Source organism: Kluyvera cryocrescens NBRC 102467 (genome assembly GCF_001571285.1).
Classification (GTDB): Bacteria; Pseudomonadota; Gammaproteobacteria; order Enterobacterales; family Enterobacteriaceae; genus Kluyvera; species Kluyvera cryocrescens.
Window position 1 is genome coordinate 37,915 of sequence record NZ_BCTM01000013.1, and the last position, 21,442, is coordinate 59,356.

A 21,442-nucleotide genomic window follows, 5' to 3' on the forward strand; every position below is an offset into this window, starting at 1 on the left:
TTCGTCATCAAGGAGCTATCAAATGAGTCAGGTGAGCGCTGAATTTATCCCAACGCGCGTTGCTATTCTTACTATTTCCAACCGTCGTGGCGAAGAGGATGATACCTCCGGCCATTTCCTGCGCGACTCGGCGCAGGAAGCGGGTCATCAGATCGTCGATAAAGCGATCGTGAAAGAGAACCGCTACCAGATCCGCGCCCAGGTTTCCGCGTGGATTGCCCGCGATGACGTGCAGGTGGTGTTGATCACCGGGGGGACCGGTTTGACCGACGGCGATCAGGCCCCTGAAGCCCTACTGCCGCTGTTTGACCGAGAGATTGAAGGCTTCGGCGAAGTGTTCCGCATGCTCTCGTTTGAAGAAATTGGCACGGCGACGCTGCAATCACGCGCCGTGGCGGGGATGGCTAACCGCACGTTGATTTTTGCTATGCCGGGTTCCACCAAAGCGTGCCGCACCGCATGGGACAACATCATTGCCCCGCAGCTGGATGCTCGCACCCGCCCATGCAACTTCCACCCTCATCTGAAGAAATAAAACGATGTCGCAACTGACCCATATCAACGCCGCGGGTGAAGCCCACATGGTGGATGTCTCCGCCAAGGCAGAAACCGTTCGCGAAGCGCGTGCTGAAGCGTTTGTCACCATGCTGCCGGAAACATTGTCGATGATTATCGACGGCAGCCATCACAAGGGCGACGTCTTTGCTACCGCCCGTATCGCCGGTATCCAAGCGGCAAAACGCACCTGGGATCTGATCCCGCTGTGCCATCCGCTGATGCTCAGCAAGGTTGAAGTCAACCTGCAGGCCGAGCCGGAACATCACCGCGTGCGGATAGAGTCGCTGTGCCGTTTGACCGGGAAAACTGGCGTGGAGATGGAGGCGCTCACCGCCGCGTCGGTTGCGGCGCTGACTATCTACGATATGTGCAAAGCGGTACAAAAAGACATGGTCATTGGCCCGGTTCGCCTGTTGGCGAAAAGCGGTGGTAAATCAGGAGATTTTAAGGCGGACGCGCATGATTAACGTGCTGTTTTTTGCTCAGGTCCGCGAGCTGGTCGGCGCCGACTCGCTGACCCTGGCACCTGAGTTTTCGACGGTAGAAGCCGTGCGCCAGCATCTGGTGGCGCAGGAAGGGCGCTGGGCGCTGGCGCTGGAAGAGGGCAAACTGCTGGCGGCGGTGAACCAAACGCTGGTGAGCTTCGACCACCCGGTGGCCGATGGCGACGAGGTGGCCTTTTTCCCACCGGTTACGGGAGGTTGAGATGAGTGAAACCCGTATTCGCGTCGGCCATGAGCCGTTCAGCGTAGGCGATGAATATCCGTGGCTGGCTGCCCGCGATGAAGACGGCGCGGTCGTGACCTTCACCGGTAAAGTCCGCAATCATAACCTGGGTGATAGCGTGAAAGCGCTGAGTCTTGAGCATTATCCCGGTATGACCGAAAAAGCGCTGGCGGAGATTGTTGATGCCGCGCGCGAACGCTGGCCGCTGGGCCGCGTCACGGTGATTCACCGTATTGGCGAGCTATGGCCGGGCGAAGAGATCGTTTTTGTCGGCGTGACCAGCGCGCATCGCAGCAGCGCCTTTGACGCAGGCGAGTTTATCATGGACTATCTAAAGACCCGCGCGCCGTTCTGGAAGCGTGAAGCGACTCCGGAAGGGGAGCGTTGGGTGGAAGCGCGCGACAGCGATAAACAGGCAGCCGAGCGCTGGTAGAGTACACTTAAATTCATGGAGTTCAGGTTGTCGCTGATGCGCTGGCAGCCTGAATAACGGCGAATATTTTAGGTTCATACTAACTTCAGGAGAACGTCATGGAACGATTCCCGCGCTCAGATTCTATCGTGCAGGCGCGTAGCGGCCTGCAAACCTATATGGCTCAGGTGTATGGCTGGATGACCTGCGGTCTGCTGCTGACCGCGTTTATTGCGTGGTATGCGGCAAATACCCCGGCAGTCATGGAGTTCGTTTTCTCCAGTAAAATCACCTTCTTTGGGCTGATTATCGCCCAGCTGGCGCTGGTGTTTGTCCTCTCCGGCATGGTGCAGCGATTGAGCGCCGGGATGGCGACAACGTTGTTTATGCTCTATTCGGCGCTTACCGGGCTGACGCTCTCCAGCATTTTTATCGTCTACACCTATTCGTCGATTGCGAGCACCTTCGTCGTGACCGGCGGCATGTTTGGCATCATGAGCCTGTACGGCTATACCACTAAGCGCGACCTCAGCGGCTTCGGTAATATGCTGTTTATGGCGCTGATTGGTATCGTGCTGGCGTCGCTAGTGAACTTCTGGCTGAAAAGCGAAGCGCTGATGTGGGCAGTGACCTATATCGGGGTGATCGTATTTGTCGGTCTTACCGCTTATGACACCCAGAAATTGAAAAACATTGGCGAACAGATTGACGTGCGTGATTCATCAAATCTGCGCAAATACGCCATTCTCGGTGCGCTGACCCTGTATCTCGACTTCATTAACCTGTTCCTGATGCTGCTGCGTATCTTCGGCAATCGTCGTTAAGTCGTTCGTTTCATCCGGTGCTGTCTGGCAGCACCGGGTTTCCTCGCCGCATTTCCCGCGTTAATCCCTCCGTTCGGTGAATGTTTAGACGCTGTTTTACACAATACGGATGAAAATGTGACACCACTGTCACAAAAAGAAGCACCTTTACGGAATTTTCCGTAGACTTGAGTACTCTGAATAAGCAAATAAAATTCTTCAGGAGAGAAGCCATGAAGTGGCAACAACGAATTCGTGTCGCAACTGGGCTCGGTTGCTGGCAGATTATGTTGCATTTACTGGTCGTCGCCGTGTTGGTTATGGGCTGGATGAGCGGCACCTTAGTGCGCGTTGGATTAGGCCTGTGCGTGCTGTATGCCGTAAGCGTACTGCTGATGCTGGCGCTACAGCGCCACCCCGATAAACGCTGGCGAGATGTCGCCGATGTGTTCGAAGAACTGACGACCACCTGGTATTTTGGCGCCGCGATGATCGCCGTCTGGCTGCTGTCGCGCGTACTGCAAAACCACTTTCTGCTGGCGCTGGCTGGGCTGGCGATCCTCGCGGGGCCAGCCGTGTTCTCGCTGCTGGTGAAAGATAAATCCTCAGGCGATCTTGCGGCGAAACATCGCGTACGCCACTGAGCCCGTCGTGGCCGCTATGAACAGTAGCGGCCACAAACTCCCCCAGATAATCGATAAACTCGCATCCTTTAGATAGATCTGTTTGGTGATATCCGTGAAGTGGCGAATCGGGTTTATCCACGTCAGGTGCTGTAACCATACCGGCATGTTCTCCACCGGCGAGACGTACCCTGACAGTAAAATCGCCGGCATCATAAAGACAAAGACGCCGATAAACGCCTGCTGCTGCGTGGAGCACAGCGATGAAATCAACAGACCGAACCCCACCAACGAGAGGCCATAAATCACCATCGTGAAGTAGAACAGCGCCAGCGATCCGGCAAACGGAATTTGATACGCCCAAATGCCGACTGCCAGCACGATGCTGGCCTGCGCGGTGGCGACGATCAGCGCCGGAACCGCTTTACCGACAAAAATTTGCCAGGTGGCGAGCGGCGAGACTAACAGCTGATCGAGAGTGCCTTGTTCACGTTCACGGGCCACCGACAGCGAAGTCACAATCATCACGCCGATGGTGGTGATCATGGCGATGAGCGATGGGACGACAAACCATTTGTAGTCGAGATTCGGGTTATACCAGTTACGCACCACCAGCTCGCTGTTATTCGGTTTCGCTTTCCCCTCCAGCAATTCCTGCTGATAATTTTTGACGATTTGCTGCAGATAGTTAGCGGCAATCTGCGCGCTGTTAGAGTTGCGTCCGTCCAGTAAAAGCTGCATCGGCGCGGTCTGGAAGGTATCGAGATCGCGGGAGAAATCGGCCGGGAAGCGCACCAGCAGCAGCGCTTTTTGCGTGTCGATAGTCGGTTGGATCTCCTGCGGGCTTTTCAGCAGCAGCACATGCGTAAACGCTTTGGCGCGGGCAAAGCGCTGGGTCAGCTCAACGGCGTGTTTGCCGTTGTCTTCGTTATAGACGGCGATAGTTGCGTTGGTCACTTCCAGGGTGGCCGCAAAGGGGAACAACAGAACCTGAATCAGCACCGGCGCTATCAAAATAGCGCGGGTCTGCGGTTCGCGTAGCAATGATTGCAGCTCTTTGCGGATCAGAGTCCATAAGCGATAAAACATAGTGTCGTCCTTATAGCGGGTAACGCGTGACTTTCCCGACCGTCAAGGCTCGTCGACCCGATAGGCAGCATGCCACCGGGACGCAAACGAGCGCCAGAGTTAATCCAACCGACGTTTGGTTTTCATCCACGTCAGGCCAATAAACATCACCGCTGAGGCGATTAAAAACAGCGTGTTAACAATCAACACCACCGGAATGTTGCCCGCCAGAAACAGGCTTTGCAGGGTACTGACGAAATAGCGCGCCGGGATGATGTAGGTCACGAGGCGAATGGCTGCCGGCATGCTGTCTATCTGGAAAATAAACCCGGATAGCATAATCGACGGCAAAAAGGCGGCATTTAGCGCAACCTGCGCGGCGTTAAACTGATTGCGGGTAATGGTCGAAATCAACAGCCCCATCCCGAGGGTACTGAGTAAAAACAGGCTGGTGATGAAAAACAGGATAATGAGCGATCCGCGATACGGCACGCCGAGAATAAATACCGAGACCAGCATACACAGCAGCATGGCGAGCATGCCGAGGAAATAGTAGGGGATAAGCTTACACAACAGCAGTTCGACGCGGGTGACTTCAGTGGACAGCAGCGCCTCCATAGTGCCGCGCTCCCACTCACGGGCGATGACCAGCGAGGTCAGAATCGCCCCGATGACCGTCATAATGATGGTTATCGCACCGGGAATAATAAAGTGCTGGCTGATGGCCGCCGGGTTAAACCAGTAGCGAGTCTGCACATCAATCAGCGGCTCGAAGCGCTGGCCATTATCTTCGGCGCGCTGCTGTTGCCAGATTTGCCAGATGCCCTCGACATAGCCCTGCACGAAGTTCGCGGTGTTCGGTTCGCTGCCGTCGGTGATGACCTGAATCGGCGCATCGTCGCCGACGCGGGCCATCTTTTTATCGAAATCCACCGGGACGACAATTAAACCGCGTATGCGCCCGGCCTGCATCATCTCAATCAGTTGGCCGCGATTATCGCTGATGGTGGCATCAATGTAGGGCGAGCCGGTAAGCGTATGGGTAAAATCCAGCGCCTCTTTGCTCTGCTGCTCCAGCAGCACGCCGACTCTGAGCTTGCTGGAGTCGAGGTTAATGCCGTAGCCAAAGATAAACAGCAGCAGCAGCGGGATCACCACCGCAATCAGCCAACTGCTGGGATCGCGGATAATCTGCCGCGTCTCTTTCACGCACAGCGCGCGGACGCGCCGCCACGACAAGCTTTTAACGCTCATCGGCATGCTCCTTATCCCAATCATTAATGAGGGTGATAAACGCCTGCTCCATGGTCGGGTCCGGCTGCTGCTCATCGGCCGCCTGCGCCTTTAAATCGTCCGGCGTGCCGCTGGCAATCAGCTTCCCGCGATAGACCAGCCCAATGCGGTCGCAGTACTCGGCCTCATCCATAAAGTGGGTGGTCACCATCACGGTGACGCCTTTCTCAACCATGCTGTTGATGTGCAGCCAGAATTCGCGGCGGGTGATCGGGTCAACGCCCGAAGTCGGTTCATCAAGAAACAGAATGTCCGGCTCGTGCATCAGCGAACAGGCCAGCGCCAGACGCTGCTTAAAGCCCAACGGCAGCGCATCGGTAGTGTGACGAGCAATTTCATCGAGGCCAAAGGCTTCGCTCATGCTGCGGATTTTGTCGTTTTGCGCTTTTCCGCGCAGGCCATACACGCCTGAGAAGAAGCGCAGATTTTGTTCCACGGTCAGGTTACCGTAGAGGGAAAATTTCTGCGCCATATAACCTAAATGCTGGCGTGCCTTACCGGAACCGGTTTTGAGGTCCATATTCAGCACCAGCGCGTTGCCGGAAGTGGGGACTAACAAACCGCACATCATCTTAAACGTGGTGGACTTGCCCGCGCCGTTTGGCCCCAGCAGGCCAAAAATCTCCCCGCGTTTAACGGCAAAGTTGACGTGGTCGGTGGCGGCGAAATCACCAAATTTTTTGGTCAGTTCTTTCGCTTCGATAACCGTTTCCTCAGCCGAGCCTTCCACCGTATGCAAAATAGCGCCCAGCGGCGATTCCGATGTCCCCGCACCGCCCAGCAGATCGATAAATGCATCTTCAAAGCGCGGCGTGGTTTCTTCAATTTCCAGTGCCGGCATTCCCGGCGCATTTCTCAGGTCACCCGCGGTGGCAGATTTTTTCAGGATCGTGCGCACCGAGCGGCCCTGAATCATGCCGTCGCTGACCATCTCCTGCTTCAGCGCCCGCTGTAACAGCTTGCGGTTGTTCTCCGCCGGGCTGTGCATCAGGAAGCTGCGCCCGGCCATGGTGCGGGTGAGGGCGGTCGGTTCGCCCTGATACAGCAGCTCGCCTTCATTCATCAGCAGCACGTCCTGGCACTGCTCGGCTTCATCGAGATACGAGGTGCTCCAGAGGATCAGCATGCCGTCGCCCGCCAGCTCATGGACCATTTGCCACAGCTCGCGACGGGAAATGGGGTCAACGCCGACGCCGGGTTCATCCAGCAGCAGGACTTTGGGTTCACCCACTAACGTACAGGCGAGCCCCAGTTTTTGCTTCATACCACCGGAAAGCTTGCCCGCCAGCCGTGAAGTAAACGGCCCCAGCGAAGTAAACTCCAGCAGACGCGCGAAGGTCTTCTCGCGGATTTCACCGGTGACGCTGCGCAGATCGGCGTAGAGATTGAGGTTCTCCATCACCGTCAGATCTTCATACAGGCCGAATTTTTGCGGCATATAGCCGAGCACCGCGTGGAGCGCGCTGTCGTCACGAATAGGATCGAGCCCCAGCACCGTTGCACTGCCTTCGTCGGGTTTGAGTAATCCGGCGAGCATCCGCATCAGCGTGGTTTTTCCCGCGCCGTCAGGCCCGACAAGCCCGGTGACGTAGCCCGATTGAATGGTACAGTCCAGCCGGGCGACCGCCGGTTTTTTCATGTCGGCGAACTGTTTGACCAGCCCTTGAAGCTGGATCTGATGCTCACTCATGGCGTGGCTCATCGCTAAACTTCAGCGTCACCGGCATTCCCTGACGCAGACTGTCGTCGGCATCGGTAACGATAATGCGCAGACGATAGACCAGATCGGTTCGCAGATCCGGCGTTTCAACCGTTTTTGGCGTAAATTCAGCGGTGGGTGAAACGAAGCCAATTTTGCCGTGATAAGGTTTATCCGGGCGGCCGTCGGTATAGAGCAGAATTTCCCGTCCCGGCTGCGCCTGATTAAGGTTTTTCTCGTCAACATAAGCACGAACCCACACCGGATGGGTTAACGACAGCGTCAGGACCGTGCTGCCGGCGGTGAGCATGCTGCCGGGCTCTACTGCGCGGGTTAATAACGTGCCGTCAGACGGTGCGGTTAGTACGGTATCCTGTAAATCGAGGGTTGACTGCGCCAGCTGTGCCTGAGCCTGTTCAAGATTGGCTTTGGCCTGGGCGATTTCCTGTGGACGGTTACCCGCGCGGTACTGGCTTAACTTATCCTGCGCTGATTTCAGCGATGCCAGCGCCTGGTCACGTGAGGAACGGGCATTTGCCAGGTCGTTCGCGGATAACAAGCGGCTATTCCATAGCCCCTGTTGGCGCTGCAGGAAGCTTTGCGCATAATCATAAGCCGCCTGGGCCTGTTTGACCGCGGCGGCGGCTTGGGCTATCTCTTCCGCCCGGTAGCCGGCCATCATCAGGTCGTACTGCGCCTGCGCGGTCGCGACGTTAGCTTTAGCCTGCATTAAGGCGTTTTCATACGGCGCTTTGTCGAGTTGCCCCAGCGTCTGGCCTTGCTTAATGGCATCGCCTTCATCAACGTTCAGCGATTGCAGGCGTCCGCCGACGCGGAAGCTCATATTGACGGTACGAATATCAACGTTGCCGTAAAGCGTCAGCCCGTTATTTTGCAGACTTTGATACCACCACGTCCCGCCGCCTATCGCTGCGACGATGATGGCAACGGCCAGGATAATGGCGACCGGTTTTTTCATCACTTCAGGCTCCTTTGAGTTAATCCTTGCAAGATAAGATCGATATGACAGGTCACGACCTGGAAGATCTGTTCGGTCTTGTCGGTATCAAACTGTGACCAGCCGGTACGCATCAAAATAGTTTCTCGCCCGAGGCGAAACGCCAGCACTTCACCCAGCAGGGCGTGGGTATGCAGGATCATCTGCGTGCTGTTGGCGTCGCAGCCGGTGTAGGCGGCAATTAAGCGGGTGAGGTGGGCATGCAACGGGGCGATAACCTGATCGTGGATGCGCTGATAGGCGGCGGTCGGCGATAGCTGTTCGCGAGAGATGAACTTGCTGAGGCTCAGCGTATCGTCCTGGGTGAGCAGCAAGATCATATTGCGACAGGCCTGAAAAATCAGCGTGCGCATAGCTTCGCGATCGGGCTGCGGCTCGGCAAAAAGCTGTTCGGCAGCCTGCGCGTGGGCGCGGAAATTTTCGCCGATGAAATCGGCAATCCACTGCGCACAAGCCTGGTATAAATCTTCTTTTGAGCCAAAATAATAGGTAATGGCGGCAATATTCTGCCCAGCCTGGGCGGCAATATCGCGGGTCGTGGAGTGTAGGCCGTATTCGCCGAATTGGGCGAGGGCGGCGGCGATAAGCTGGCTTTTGGCCTGCTCACCTTTACTGGTGATTGGCGTCACGTTCATCGTTGCCACTCAAAGTTAATCAATCGATTGATTAACTTTATGCCGGGTTTTTAATCTTGTCCAGTCTGGTGAATAATCTTGTTTTCCACCGTTAAGGGGATAATTTATGCGGTGTATCACAAAAACTGCTACACTCCGCCCCTTCATGACATTGTGGTTTTTGTCATTTCCTCGTTTTTTATCCCCTCGAAAACTACACCGCATGCGGTCGGGGTGGGTGTGGAGTAATTATGTCTTTTGATTCCCTCGGATTGAACCCCGATATTCTGCGTGCCGTTGCTGAGCAAGGCTACCAGGAACCCACCCCCATTCAGCAGCAGGCGATCCCTGCTGTACTGCAGGGCCGCGATCTGATGGCGAGCGCGCAAACGGGTACCGGTAAAACCGCAGGTTTTACTCTGCCGCTGCTGCAGACGCTGGTCTCCCGCGATCCACACGTTAAAGGCCGCCGTCCGGTACGTGCGCTGATCCTGACGCCAACCCGCGAGCTGGCAGCACAGATTGGTGAAAACGTTCGCGAATACAGCCGCTACCTGAACATTCGCTCGCTGGTGGTTTTCGGCGGCGTTAGCATTAACCCGCAGATGATGAAGCTGCGCAGCGGCGTTGACGTACTGGTGGCAACCCCAGGCCGTCTGCTGGATCTGGAACATCAAAACGCCGTGAAGCTCGATCAGGTTGAGATTCTGGTGCTTGATGAAGCTGACCGTATGCTGGATATGGGCTTCATCCATGATATTCGTCGCGTGCTGACCAAGCTGCCGGCGAAACGCCAGAACCTGCTGTTCTCCGCCACTTTCTCTGACGACATCAAAGCACTGGCAGAAAAACTGCTGACCAATCCGCTGGAAATTGAAGTTGCGCGTCGTAACACTGCCTCTGAGCAGGTGACCCAGCATGTTCACATGGTGGACAAAAAGCGTAAACGCGAACTGTTGTCGCAGATGATTGGCGAAGGTAACTGGCAGCAGGTGTTGGTCTTCACCCGTACTAAACACGGGGCTAACCATCTGGCAGAGCAGTTGAATAAAGACGGCATTCGCAGCGCTGCCATTCATGGCAACAAATCGCAGGGTGCGCGAACCCGCGCGCTGGCTGATTTTAAATCTGGCGATATTCGTGTGCTGGTGGCGACCGACATTGCGGCACGTGGCCTGGATATCGAAGAGCTGCCGCACGTCGTGAACTTTGAGCTGCCAAACGTACCGGAAGATTACGTACACCGCATTGGGCGTACCGGCCGTGCGGCGGCAACCGGCGAAGCGCTGTCGCTGGTGTGCGTCGATGAAATTAAACTGCTGCGCGATATCGAACGTCTGCTGAAGAAAGAGATCCCACGCATTGCGCTGCCGGGTTATGAACCGGATCCGTCTATCAAGGCTGAGCCGATTCAGAACGGTCGTCAGCAGCGTGGCGGTGGTAACGGAAACGGCGGCGGTCGTGGTCGCCAGGGCCAGAGTCAGGGCGGCGGACGCGGTCAGCAGCAGCCGCGTCGTACCGACGGCGGTGCGCCAAAGGCTAAGCCGCGTAGTGCGGAAGGCAAACCGGCGGGCGATAAGCCACGCCCACCGCGCCGCCCGCGTAAACCGGCGGCAGCACAGTAAAATAAGAGCCCGGCTAAAAGCCGGGCTTTCTTTTTTGCCGCAGCGCGCAGAAGATGTCACAATAGTGGCTGTTTATACAGTATCTCAGGTTTTCTCATGGCTTTGACCGCTGCGCTAAAAGCGCAAATCGCCGCCTGGTACAAGGCGCTCCAGGAACAGATCCCCGACTTTATTCCCCGCGCACCGCAGCGGCAGATGATTGCTGACGTCGCCAAAACGCTGGCAGGGGAAGAGGGACGACACCTGGCGATTGAAGCGCCGACCGGCGTGGGGAAAACTTTGTCCTATCTGATTCCCGGTATCGCGATTGCCCGGGAAGAACAAAAAACGCTGGTGGTGAGTACCGCCAACGTCGCCTTGCAGGATCAGATCTACAGTAAAGATCTGCCGCTGCTGCGCAAAATTATCCCCGATCTGCGTTTTACCGCCGCTTTCGGCCGCGGGCGCTACGTCTGTACCCGTAATCTGTCGGCGCTTGCCAGCACCGATCCTACCCAGCAAGATCTGCTCGCCTTTCTCGAAGATGAACTGACGCCAAACAATCAGGAAGAGCAGAAACGCTGCGCCAGGCTTAAAGGGGATCTTGATAGCTACAAGTGGGATGGGCTGCGCGATCACACCGATGTGCCGATCGATGACGACCTGTGGCGACGGCTGAGTACTGATAAAGCCAGCTGTCTAAACCGCAATTGCCATTATTATCGGGAATGCCCGTTTTTTGTCGCCCGCCGTGAGATTCAGGAAGCGGAAGTGGTGGTCGCCAACCATGCGCTGGTGATGGCGGCGATGGAGAGTGAAGCGGTGCTGCCGGAGCCGAAAAATCTGCTGCTGGTGCTTGATGAAGGACACCATTTGCCGGACGTCGCTCGCGATGCGCTGGAGATGAGCGCTGAAATTACCGCGCCGTGGTATCGCCTGCAGCTCGACCTGTTCAGCAAGCTGGTGGCGACCTGCATGGAGCAGTTTCGTCCCAAAACCACGCCGCCGCTGGCGCTTCCTGAGCGCCTGACTGCGCATTGTGAAGAGCTTGACGAGCTGATCGCCTCGCTGAACAACATCCTCAACCTCTATCTCCCCGCCACCCAGGAGGCGGAGCACCGTTTCCCGATGGGCGAACTGCCGGATGAGGTGATGGAAATCTGCCAGCGTCTGGCGAAGCTAACCGAAATGCTGCGCGGATTATCGGAGCTGTTTCTAAACGATCTCAGTGAAAAAACCGGCAGCCACGATATCGTCCGGCTGCATCGGGTCATTTTGCAGATGAACCGCGCGCTGGGGATGTTCGAATCGCAAAGCAAGCTGTGGCGTCTGGCGTCACTGTCGCAGGCCTCGGGGGCTCCGGTAACCAAGTGGGCCACCCGCGATGTACGCGATGGTCAGATGCACGTGTGGTTCCACTGCGTGGGGATCCGCGTGAGCGATCAGCTTGAGCGCCTGCTGTGGCGAAGCGTACCGCATATCGTGGTCACTTCCGCGACGCTGCGTTCGCTCAATAGCTTCTCGCGCCTGCAGGAGATGAGCGGGTTGAAGGAGAAAGCGGGCGACCGTTTTGTGGCGCTGGATTCGCCGTTCAATCACGTTGAGCAGGGCAAAATCGTCATTCCGCAAATGAAGTACGAACCGCTTATCGATACGGAAGAGCAGCATATTGCCGAGATGGCGGCCTATTTCCGCCAGCAGGTGGAGAGCAAAAAACACCACGGCATGCTGGTGCTTTTCGCCAGCGGACGCGCGATGCAGCGCTTTCTTGAGCATGTAACCGATCTGCGGCTGATGCTGCTGGTGCAGGGCGATCAGCCGCGCTACCGGCTGGTAGAACTGCACCGTAAGCGGGTTGAGAGCGGCGAATACAGCGTGCTGGTCGGGCTGCAATCTTTCGCGGAGGGGCTTGATCTCAAAGGCGAACTGCTAAGCCAGGTGCATATTCACAAAATTGCTTTCCCGCCTATCGACAGCCCGGTGGTGATTACCGAAGGCGAATGGCTGAAAAGCCTCAACCGCTATCCGTTTGAGGTGCAGAGCCTGCCAAGCGCATCATTTAACCTGATTCAACAGGTCGGGCGCTTAATCCGTAGCCACGGATGTTGGGGGGAAGTGATTATCTACGATAAGCGGTTGTTGACCAAAAACTACGGTCAGCGTTTACTGAATGCGTTACCGGTCTTTCCTATTGAGCGAACGGAAGTGCCGGAAGTCGCAGAACTGAAGCCGAAAGCGAAAGCCAAAGCGCCGCGGCGAAAAAAGCGCTAGCCCGGCCGGGCGTCGTATGAGCATTCAACAGGAGTCGCAAATGGATTACCGCAAAATCATTAAAGAGATCGGACGAGGCAAAAATCACGCGCGCGATCTGGATAGAGAAACCGCACGTGGCTTATACGCCCGAATGCTTGAGGGAGACGTGCCGGATCTCGAAATGGGCGCCATTTTGCTCTCGATGCGCATTAAGGGCGAGGGCGAAGCGGAGATGCTGGGCTTTTACGAGGCCATGCAGCAGCAGACGATCCGCCTGACGCCACCGGTCGGTAAGCCAATGCCAATCGTGATTCCTAGCTACAACGGCGCGCGTAAGCAGGCGAATCTTACGCCGCTGCTGGCGATGCTATTGCATAAACTCGGATTCCCGGTGGTGGTGCACGGCGTTAGCGAAGATCCTACGCGCGTACTGACGGAAACCATTTTTGCGCTGATGGGCATTGAGCCAACCCTTCATGCCGGTCAGGCGCAGGCTAAACTGGATGGTCATCAGCCGGTCTATATTCCGGTCGGCGCGATTTGTCCGCCGATAGAAAAACAATTGTCCATGCGCTGGCAGTTGGGTGTGCGTAATAGCGCGCATTCGCTGGCGAAGCTGATAACGCCGTTTGCTGAAGATGCGGCGCTGCGTTTATCCAGCGTTTCACATCCGGAATATGTTACCAAAGTCGCTAAATTCTTTAGCGATGTCGGGGGACGTAGTCTGCTGATGCACGGCACGGAAGGGGAGGTTTATGCTAATCCTCAACGTTGCCCGCAAATAACTCTCATCGATGGACAAGGGACACGGGTAGTTAACGAGCGGCAGAGCGAGCAGGCGGAAGAGGCGGTGGTGCTGCCGTCGGCAAAAGATCCCGAAGTCACCGCTCGCTGGATTGAACGCTGCGTGGCTGGGGTGGAGCCGGTCCCGCACTCCCTGAAAATACAGTTAGCCTGCTGCCTGCTGGCCACCGGTGAGGTCAACTCTCTTGAAGAGGGTTTAGCGCGCGTCGCGCAGGCCTATTAATCCCCTCCGTCTTCCGGGCATCGGTCAGTGACACCGGAAGACCAGTACCTCTGCCGCGAATTTTAGGCAAAAAAAACCCGGCGTGGCAGCCGGGCAAAAAAGGGTATCAACAAGTTCAATGAGGGTTGGAGCACCCGCGAGCGGTCGACTCACGGGGTATAACAGAGTTGGCAATTATTTGTAGATAACTGCAGTACCGCTAACTTTGTTGTTGGTGTTAGCAGAAGTGATGGCATAGCCGGATGCACCCGCTGCGGCCGCTTTCTGCGCCAGCTGAGCTTCCATACCATCCAGAGTGCTTGCGCCATCTACGGACACAGTACCCATTTCATTCATTTTCTGAGCCTGAGCCTGGGTCACCGGTTGTGCAGCGAAAGCACCAAATGACAGGGCGGACAGGGCGATAGCAGCAACAGCATATTTAATGTTTTTCATAATTAATCTCTCGCAGGTTATTCCGTTCAGGGGACGATGTTCTGTCGATGTGATAAGTATCACGTTTTTCTTTGGCGGAATAAATCGAAGAGAATTGATGTCGATAATCAAAAAAATTGAATGATTATTAATTTATTGATTATTAATAAAATATTCACGGAATGAATGTGTTTGCCAAGGATCGCACGAAAGTTGGTCAATCGAAGGCACAATTTGCCACTTTTTTTGCTAAAAAGCGTGCTCGTAAAGATAATCGATTGCTCTGTATATTACGGTATAGATTCGTTATCAAAACTGGTTATACCGAGTAGATTCCACATTATATGCTTAGTAGTGTGTTGTCAGTAAACTTTTGTCTGGCTATTTATTCTAATTCGGGCGACTGAGCATAGGCTCGCGCGCCGCCTCGTTTTTGTCGCCCATCTTCTTCATATATTTTGAGAAATTTTTGGCTTTTTTAGATCTCTGACCATTCGCGCAGCAGATTGTGGTACAGGTTGAGCAGGGAAAGTGCCTCAGCGGATTCTCCGTGCTGGTTTTTCAGCGACTGGATCGTACCGTCGAGTTCAAACAGCATGGCCCGGCGTTTATCGTCGCGGATCATTGACTGGATCCACATAAACGACGCCACCCGCACGCCGCGCGTCACCGGCGTCACGCAGTGCAGGCTACTTGACGGGTAGAGCACTAAATCGCCCGCCGGCAGCTTCACCGAGTGCTGGCCATAGGTGTCGTTGATGGTCAGCTCGCCGCCGTCGTAGCTTTCCGGGGAGGACAGAAATAGCGTGGCGGACAGGTCAGTGCGCATCCAGCCGCTGTGCGGATGCTGACGGACCGCGCCGTCAACGTGGAAACCGTAGGTCTCGTGCTGCTGGTAGCGATTAAACAGCGGGCTGGAGATGGTTTTGGGCAGCGCGGCGGCGAAGAACAGCGAATGGCGGTTGACCGCGTCCAGGACTTTCGCCTGTAGCTGCGCATAGCGCTCGCTGCGGGTATCGACCTGCTGATTGTTTTTCACCTGCGCCCCCTGTGCGCCGACGGTGGCCCGGCCATCTACCCACTCAGCGTGATTCAGCTCATCAACCAGAAAACGGACTTCCTGCTCGCTCAGCACGCCGGGAATACGGTACATCATGGGGTCTCTCCTGAAAAAGAAAGTGGGGCTTGCGCCCCACCGTATAACTTAGAAGTGAACGTTGGCCGTTAACGCGAAGGTTCTCGGTTCGCCTGGGTGGTAGCGATAGCCACTTTTGTTGATAGAGGCAACATAGTTGGTATCAAACAGGTTGTAAACGTTCAGCTGCAGGTCAAGCGTGCTGTTGACGCGGTAGCCGAGCTTGGCATCAGCAACCCAGTAGCTTTCGGTATAGGACGGTGTACCGACGGCACCGTCTTTACCGCGGTGCATGCTGCCAATGTAACGCGCGCCGGCGCCCACGGAGATAGCATCTGTTGCCTGGTACTGGCTCCACAGGGTAAAGGCGTGCTCAGGGGTGTATGGCAGAGAAGTCGTGCCGTCCTGTGCAACTTCAGCGCCTTCACGCACCGAAGCGCGCTGCTGCGTGAAGCCACCAATCACCTGCCAGGCCGGCGTGATGTTGCCGGCAACCGACAGTTCATAGCCTTCTACGCGTTTGGTACCGTACTGGGAGTAGGTGCCATCGTCGTTGGCTTCTACATCGTTCTCAATATCGGTACGGAAGACCGCGGCAGATAATAGCAGACGCTTATCCAGTACTTCCCACTTGGTGCCCACTTCGCTGGTTTTGGCTTTCTGCGGCTTGAAGTCGGTACGGTTGGCGCTGCTGCCGGTACCGCCCGCGGCCAGCGCGAAGTTGCTACCGCCCGGAGGCTGCTGCGAGATGCCGTAGTTGACGTACACGTTGCCGTTTTGCGTTAAGTGGTAGAGAGCACCGGCTTTCCAGTTAACCAGATTGCCGGACTTGGTGGCATCAACCGTCGTGACCGGGGAATTTTTAGCGACGCCAGCCGGACAGGCGATAGCACCGCGCCCGGTCCCGCCGCACAGCGAGGCGCTGTCGTACTCGGTGTGGTAGCTATCAAGACGGATACCGCCGTTCAGCTCGAAATCCTGGGTAATTTGCAGGGTATCGAAGGCGTAGATCCCGAAGGTATCGGTCTGGCCGTTAGAGTTTGCCCCGCTGCGCTGCAGGCCGCCCAGCGAGATATTGCTGTTCGGGTTATAGAGATTGACCGGCGGAGCGGTAAACGGATACACGCCGTAGTTGGTTTGCTGTTCGTGGGTAAATTCCACGCCGGTGCTAATGTCGTGGCCAACGGAACCGGTATAGAACTTCGAGGTCAGGTTGGTCTGGTTAGTCAGGATCTTGTTGCTGACATCTTTGGTGTTGATGTTGCGCGTCCAGGTCCAGGTATTGACGTTATTCGGATCGGGCATACCGATGTTGCTGGCCCCGCCCATCATCGCCGTCATCATGTAATCTTGCTTGATCTGCGACCAGCGAGTGGTGTTGCGGAGGGTGGTGGTGTCGTTGAAATCGTGCTCGAACCGCATCGTCGCCGTGTCGGTGGTCGAGTCGTCATAATCCGAGTTGGTGCCGTAGAAGTTATGAGTATCAACTTTACCGGAAGAGTTCAGCGCCGACGTTTTGGCGTTAGGCGCGGAGTAGCCCGGCAGGCCGACGGTCGGTACGCCGCCATCCGGCGTATTATTCTGCTTCACGTGCAGATAGTTGAGGTACAGGCGGTTTTGTGTACCCAGACCAAAGGCGATAGATGGCGCAATGCCGTAGCGCTCATTTTTAACATTATCGCGGCCAGCGTCGTGGGTTTTCTCGCCCATCAGGTTTAAACGCACGGCGGTGGTTTCGCCAATCGCTTCGTTAAGATCCAGCGTACCGCGGCGATACCACGCGCTGCCGATGCTTGCCGACGCATCAATACCAGAGTCCAGACGCGGTTGTTTGCTGATCATGTTGATCGAGCCGGTTGGCGCGCTGCGGCCGTAGTCCGAACCGGACGGCCCTTTAATCACTTCTACCTGTTCAGTGTTGAAAGTATCGCGGGTGACGCTGCCGATATCGCGGATACCGTCGACATAGATACTGTTTGAGGTATCTGCGCCGCGCATGTAGATGGTGTCACCGGTCGATGAGCTGCCGTTTTCCCCGGCAAAGAAGGCACCCACGCCCGGCACGTTTTTCAGCGCATCGGTCAGGTTGGTGGCGCCTTGATCTTTAATCACCTGCTCGGAAATGACCGTTACGGTACGAGTGGTATCGGCAATCGGGCGGCTGAATTTTGGGTCGGCGGATTTTGTTGGCGCGTACAGGGAAGGGGCCTGGGCTTCAACCACCAGCGTATCCCCAGAACTCTTCTCTTTTGCTTCATCGGCCTGAGCGGCTGGCGTTAAGCCGAGGCAAAGTCCGGTGAAAAGGGTGAGCGAACCAAAGCTACTGAACGGGGTAGTGCGATTTTTTTCCATATCAATGAGCGTCTTATAATTTTTTAATTACGATGTAAAAAATGACAACCGGGTACGTCATGTCCCCTTTGCCACTGCAGGTTGCTTAATTTTTATTAAATGAATTTGATAATGATTGTGAGAAGCATTATCAAAACGCGTAACTTTTTATCACTCATTGAACTAAAAATAAATACATTGATTTACAGTTTCTTCATTTTATATACATAAAGCTTACATAATTCAGGGGGATTCGCTGAGGGCAAGGCTGCTCGCCCGGTGAGCTTCATGGCTTGAGAAAGCCTCCGGGCGAGAGGGAACGAGGGATAAGTATCGTTATTCGTACAGCGTCGCTGATCCAAACATTTTGTTCTTACCGCTCGCGACATCCACCACATAGGCTTTTGCTCCTGCCCGATGGGCTTTATCGGCTAGCAGTCGCTGCAGGTCGTCCAGATTGCTGGCACCGCTTGCCGTAACGGTGCCGACGGGGCGAAATGGCCCGCTGGGCGTATCGGTAGGCGCTGGGGTGGCATAGGCCAAAAAAGGGAGCGTCGCGAAGATCGTGGCGATAGACAAAAGATGACGGGTGTTCATGGCATCCCCTCCTGATAGCAACAGGGAATACAATAAGTGTAGGTCGTTGGCCGCAAGGAGGGGGAAATATCAGCCGCCGAAACGGCTGAATGGGTCAGCTCTGGCGAGCATCCGGACGAATCAAGTCAAAGCGATGGCTTTCATCGATGGTGTAATAGGCCGAGGGGCCACCTGCCCGCAGCACCGGCTGTGCACGCGCCGTTTGGTAAATGCCATTTTCCAGCAGCGATTCCGCAATATGGATGCCAACGACTTCACCGAGAACCAGCCAGGTATCGACAGCCGTGCCATCCGCGCCGGTAAGCTGAATGCATTGCGACAGCCGACACTCAAAGTTAACCGGGCTTTCAGCCACGCGCGGTGCTTTGACCAGCAGGCTCGGTGCGGGGGTCAGCCCTGCGCGGGTAAACTCATTCTCACCGTGCGGTAGGCTGGCGGAGCTTTCATTCATCGCGACGGCCAGATCGCGAGTCGTTAGATTCCAGACAAACTCTTTGGTGTCGACGATGTTCTGCACGCTATCTTTCCAGCCGCTGCTGGCAAAACCGATGATCGGCGGCCGATAGTTAAAGCAGTTAAAGAAACTATAGGGGGCAAGGTTAGGGCGCCCCTGGGCGTCAACGGAGGCAATCCAGCCGATAGGCCGTGGCCCGACAATCGCGTTGAGCGGGTCATGCGGCAGACCGTGCCCCTGTGAAGGCTGATAAAAATACATAGCACACCTGTCATTTAATCGCAGGAAACCAGACTCCCTTATTTACCGCACCGCCGTCAACGGGTATCTTACGCGGCAATACGACAGGAGAAAGTCATGACTACCCAAAAACCGGGGTTGCATCCACGCAACCGTCATCATAATCGCTACGATCTGGCGGCGCTCTGTGAAGCCTGCCCGACGCTGAGCGATTTTATTACCCTCAACCCGGTTGGGGAGCAAACCATCAATTTCGCAGACCCGCAGGCGGTAAAAACGCTGAATAAAGCCCTGCTGGCCCATTTTTACGCAGTGAAAGAGTGGGATATCCCGGAAGGATTCCTTTGCCCGCCGGTTCCGGGGCGCGCCGACTATATCCACCATCTTAGCGATCTGCTCAGTGATGAACGTGGCGAAGTGGTGAAAGGCGCCAGCATTCTGGATATTGGCGTTGGTGCAAACTGTATTTATCCATTAATTGGCGCGCATGAGTACGGTTGGCGCTTTACCGGTAGCGAAACGCACCCTCAGGCATTTGCCAGCGCTCAGGCGATCCTCAGCGCGAACCCTTCGCTGAATCGTATGATCCGTCTGCGTCGTCAGAAAGATATCACCGCTATGTTCAGCGGCATTATTCATAAAAACGAGCAGTTTGATGCCACGCTGTGTAACCCACCGTTCCATGATTCTGCCGCCGCTGCGCGCGCAGGCGGTGAGCGTAAGCGCCGTAACCTTGGTCAGGATCGTGATGCGGCGCTGAACTTTGGCGGCCAGCAGCAGGAGCTGTGGTGTGAAGGCGGCGAAGTGGCCTTTATCAAACAGATGATTGCCGAGAGCCAGGAGTTTGGCCGTCAGGTGATGTGGTTCACCTCGCTGGTGTCCAAAGGCGAAAATCTGCCGCCGCTGTACCGCGCGTTAACCGACGTGGGGGCCGTGAAGGTGGTGAAAAAAGAGATGGCGCAGGGGCAGAAGCAGAGTCGCTTTATTGCCTGGTCCTTTATGGATGACGATCAGCGTCGTCGTTTCCTGGCGCGTAAACGCTAAGAGAAAACGCCGTTTACCCCGGATGGGATAAACGGCGTTGTATCAGGACACGTGCTGTAGGAATTCCTGCAGACGTTGGCTTGGTGGGTTCTTCACCAGCTCCTGTGGGTTGCCATCTTCGGCAATACGCCCTTTATCAATAAAGATCAGTCGAGAAGCCACTTTTTCGGCAAAGCCGATTTCGTGGGTCACGATAACCATCGTCATCCCTTCTTCCGCCAGATCCTGCATTACCTTCAGCACTTCATGACGCAGCTCCGGATCCAGCGCAGAGGTTGGCTCATCAAACAGCATCATTTTCGGCTTGACCGCCAGCGCACGAGCAATGGCCACGCGCTGCTGCTGGCCACCGGACAGCTCTGAAGGGTAGTGATGCGCGCGTTCGGCGAGGCCGACCTTGGCTAACAGATCTTTGGCCAGCTTCTCGGCGGCGTCTTTTTTCAGACCACGAACACGGGTTGGGCCAAACATCACGTTTTCCAGCGCAGTCAGATGTGGGAACAGGTAGAACTGCTGGAATACCATCCCGGCTTCCTGGCGGATCAGGCGTTCATCTACTTTCGGATCGTTCACCTTCAGACCATCAACGAACAGGTCACCGCTGGTGATCTCTTCCAGCTTGTTGATGCAGCGCAGCAGGGTCGATTTACCAGATCCAGAAGGACCGATAATCACCACCACTTCACCCTGTTTGATGTCGAGGTCGATGTTGTGCAGCACCTGGGTTTGGCCAAAGTGCTTAGAGACGTTTTTAAATTCAATCACAGGATTTTCATCCTTCTTTCCAGACGGCGCAGAATAAAGCTCAGGACGAGCGTAATGATCAGGTAGAAGACGGCGACGGCGCTCCAGATTTCCAGCGCACGGAAGTTGCCGGCGATAATTTCCTGGCCCTGACGCGTCAGCTCAGCCACACCGATAACAATAAACAGCGAGGTATCTTTAATACTGATAATCCACTGGTTGCCGAGCGGTGGCAGCATACGACGCAGCGCCAGCGGCAGGATCACGTGGAGAATGGTTTCGCGACGGGACAGCCCCAGCGCCAGGCCGGCTTCGCGGAAGCCTTTATGAATCGACAGCACCGCGCCGCGGGTAATTTCCGCAATGTAGGCGCCGGAGTTGATCATAATGGTGACCACGGCAGCGGAGAACGGGTCGATACGCAGATCGTTAAACGCCATTGGCAGGGCGAAGTAAATAAACATCACCTGCACAACGATGGGCGTCCCACGAATCACTTCGATAAAGACCAGCGCGATATGGTTGGCAATCCAACCACCGAAAGAGCGGGCGAAACCCGCAACCAGGCCAATGAACAAGCCACCGATAAGACCAAGGATCGAGATCCACAAGGTCATTTTGGCGCCTTCGATCAAAAGCGGAATGGCGGGCCAGATGGCACTCCAGTCAAACTGCATAATACGTTCCTGTTACCGTGGTGAAAAAATAAATCCCCAGCCAGGGCTGGGGAATCGCCAGCTAGCCGCCAATGGAAAGCCCGTTGGCGGCAATCGGCAGGTCTGTCT

General features: G+C 55.7%; 22 protein-coding genes. 10 read left to right on the forward strand and 12 right to left on the reverse strand.

The genetic code is table 11. The annotated features are described in order from the left end of the window. The first annotated feature begins 22 nt into the window (after window positions 1-22). From moaB to KCR01S_RS10640, 6 genes are all read left to right on the forward strand, one after another. Entirely contained in the window at window positions 23-535 is a 513-nt protein-coding gene (gene moaB / locus KCR01S_RS10615; RefSeq protein WP_061282700.1) for a molybdenum cofactor biosynthesis protein B, read from the forward strand. A 4-nt stretch (window positions 536-539) separates the two neighbouring features. Then, window positions 540-1,025: a cyclic pyranopterin monophosphate synthase MoaC gene (gene moaC / locus KCR01S_RS10620; RefSeq protein ID WP_061282702.1), complete on the forward strand. Its 486-nt coding sequence runs from the start codon at window positions 540-542 to the stop codon at window positions 1,023-1,025. Then, window positions 1,018-1,263, forward strand: coding sequence for a molybdopterin synthase sulfur carrier subunit (moaD, locus tag KCR01S_RS10625; RefSeq protein ID WP_061282705.1), 246 nt, complete (start codon window positions 1,018-1,020; stop codon window positions 1,261-1,263). The genes moaC and moaD overlap by 8 nt, the downstream gene beginning before the upstream one ends. Window position 1,264: 1 nt before the next feature. Next, complete coding sequence (gene moaE / locus KCR01S_RS10630; protein WP_061282707.1) at window positions 1,265-1,717, forward strand: molybdopterin synthase catalytic subunit MoaE; 453 nt, start codon at window positions 1,265-1,267, stop codon at window positions 1,715-1,717. Between the two features lie 98 nt (window positions 1,718-1,815). Further along, complete coding sequence (locus KCR01S_RS10635) at window positions 1,816-2,520, forward strand: Bax inhibitor-1/YccA family protein (protein ID WP_052284733.1); 705 nt, start codon at window positions 1,816-1,818, stop codon at window positions 2,518-2,520. 212 nt (window positions 2,521-2,732) lie between these two features. Continuing rightward, complete coding sequence (locus tag KCR01S_RS10640; protein WP_052284734.1) at window positions 2,733-3,143, forward strand: YbhQ family protein; 411 nt, start codon at window positions 2,733-2,735, stop codon at window positions 3,141-3,143. On the opposite strand, the gene KCR01S_RS10645 is transcribed toward KCR01S_RS10640, so the two are convergent. The 5 genes from KCR01S_RS10645 to cecR form a co-directional block, all read right to left on the reverse strand. After that, complete coding sequence (locus KCR01S_RS10645; RefSeq protein ID WP_061282709.1) at window positions 3,105-4,211, reverse strand: ABC transporter permease; 1,107 nt, start codon at window positions 4,209-4,211, stop codon at window positions 3,105-3,107. The genes KCR01S_RS10640 and KCR01S_RS10645 overlap by 39 nt on opposite strands. A gap of 99 nt (window positions 4,212-4,310) precedes the next feature. Further along, the gene (locus KCR01S_RS10650) at window positions 4,311-5,444 is read right to left on the reverse strand and encodes an ABC transporter permease (protein ID WP_061282711.1); all 1,134 of its coding nucleotides are present in this window, start codon (window positions 5,442-5,444) and stop codon (window positions 4,311-4,313) included. Beyond that, on the reverse strand, window positions 5,434-7,173 hold the full coding sequence (locus tag KCR01S_RS10655) for an ATP-binding cassette domain-containing protein (RefSeq protein WP_061282713.1): 1,740 nt from the start codon (window positions 7,171-7,173) through the stop codon (window positions 5,434-5,436). Before KCR01S_RS10655 ends, KCR01S_RS10650 begins: the two co-directional genes overlap by 11 nt. Beyond that, window positions 7,166-8,161, reverse strand: coding sequence for a secretion protein HlyD (gene hlyD / locus KCR01S_RS10660; RefSeq protein WP_061282715.1), 996 nt, complete (start codon window positions 8,159-8,161; stop codon window positions 7,166-7,168). The genes KCR01S_RS10655 and hlyD overlap by 8 nt, the downstream gene beginning before the upstream one ends. After that, complete coding sequence (gene cecR, locus KCR01S_RS10665) at window positions 8,161-8,835, reverse strand: transcriptional regulator CecR (protein ID WP_061282717.1); 675 nt, start codon at window positions 8,833-8,835, stop codon at window positions 8,161-8,163. Before cecR ends, hlyD begins: the two co-directional genes overlap by 1 nt. Before the next feature lie 230 nt (window positions 8,836-9,065). On the opposite strand from cecR, the gene rhlE reads away from it, so the two are divergent. The 3 genes from rhlE to ybiB all read left to right on the forward strand — a co-directional run bounded on the left by rhlE (window position 9,066) and on the right by ybiB (window position 13,698). Continuing rightward, window positions 9,066-10,439: an ATP-dependent RNA helicase RhlE gene (gene rhlE / locus KCR01S_RS10670; protein ID WP_061282719.1), complete on the forward strand. Its 1,374-nt coding sequence runs from the start codon at window positions 9,066-9,068 to the stop codon at window positions 10,437-10,439. A gap of 96 nt (window positions 10,440-10,535) precedes the next feature. Further along, window positions 10,536-12,689: an ATP-dependent DNA helicase DinG gene (gene dinG, locus KCR01S_RS10675; protein ID WP_061282721.1), complete on the forward strand. Its 2,154-nt coding sequence runs from the start codon at window positions 10,536-10,538 to the stop codon at window positions 12,687-12,689. 40 nt (window positions 12,690-12,729) lie between these two features. After that, window positions 12,730-13,698 carry a DNA-binding protein YbiB gene (ybiB, locus tag KCR01S_RS10680; RefSeq protein WP_061282722.1) on the forward strand — a complete coding sequence of 323 codons (969 nt, stop codon included), beginning with the start codon at window positions 12,730-12,732 and terminating at the stop codon, window positions 13,696-13,698. 174 nt (window positions 13,699-13,872) lie between these two features. Here the strand turns inward: ybiB and ybiJ are convergent, their stop codons facing one another. The 5 genes from ybiJ to KCR01S_RS10705 all read right to left on the reverse strand — a co-directional run bounded on the left by ybiJ (window position 13,873) and on the right by KCR01S_RS10705 (window position 18,890). Next, window positions 13,873-14,133 carry a DUF1471 family protein YbiJ gene (gene ybiJ, locus KCR01S_RS10685; protein ID WP_052284742.1) on the reverse strand — a complete coding sequence of 87 codons (261 nt, stop codon included), beginning with the start codon at window positions 14,131-14,133 and terminating at the stop codon, window positions 13,873-13,875. A 457-nt stretch (window positions 14,134-14,590) separates the two neighbouring features. Beyond that, window positions 14,591-15,268 carry a PKHD-type hydroxylase YbiX gene (ybiX, locus tag KCR01S_RS10690; protein WP_061282724.1) on the reverse strand — a complete coding sequence of 226 codons (678 nt, stop codon included), beginning with the start codon at window positions 15,266-15,268 and terminating at the stop codon, window positions 14,591-14,593. Window positions 15,269-15,316: 48 nt separating this feature from the next. Further along, entirely contained in the window at window positions 15,317-17,599 is a 2,283-nt protein-coding gene (locus KCR01S_RS10695) for a catecholate siderophore receptor Fiu (protein WP_061282726.1), read from the reverse strand. A gap of 315 nt (window positions 17,600-17,914) precedes the next feature. Then, entirely contained in the window at window positions 17,915-18,175 is a 261-nt protein-coding gene (locus KCR01S_RS10700; RefSeq protein ID WP_061282728.1) for a YdgH/BhsA/McbA-like domain containing protein, read from the reverse strand. 94 nt (window positions 18,176-18,269) lie between these two features. Further along, on the reverse strand, window positions 18,270-18,890 hold the full coding sequence (locus tag KCR01S_RS10705; RefSeq protein ID WP_061282730.1) for a flavin reductase family protein: 621 nt from the start codon (window positions 18,888-18,890) through the stop codon (window positions 18,270-18,272). A gap of 96 nt (window positions 18,891-18,986) precedes the next feature. On the opposite strand from KCR01S_RS10705, the gene rlmF reads away from it, so the two are divergent. Further along, window positions 18,987-19,913, forward strand: a complete 927-nt coding sequence (gene rlmF / locus KCR01S_RS10710; protein ID WP_061282732.1) for a 23S rRNA (adenine(1618)-N(6))-methyltransferase RlmF — start codon at window positions 18,987-18,989, stop codon at window positions 19,911-19,913. Window positions 19,914-19,955: 42 nt separating this feature from the next. On the opposite strand, the gene glnQ is transcribed toward rlmF, so the two are convergent. Together glnQ and glnP are read right to left on the reverse strand one after the other, a co-directional pair. Next, entirely contained in the window at window positions 19,956-20,678 is a 723-nt protein-coding gene (gene glnQ / locus KCR01S_RS10715) for a glutamine ABC transporter ATP-binding protein GlnQ (protein WP_061282735.1), read from the reverse strand. Beyond that, window positions 20,675-21,334 (reverse strand): glutamine ABC transporter permease GlnP, encoded by a 660-nt coding sequence (gene glnP / locus KCR01S_RS10720; RefSeq protein ID WP_061282737.1) that lies wholly within the window; start codon window positions 21,332-21,334, stop codon window positions 20,675-20,677. The genes glnQ and glnP overlap by 4 nt, the downstream gene beginning before the upstream one ends. Between the last annotated feature and the right edge of the window lie 108 nt (window positions 21,335-21,442).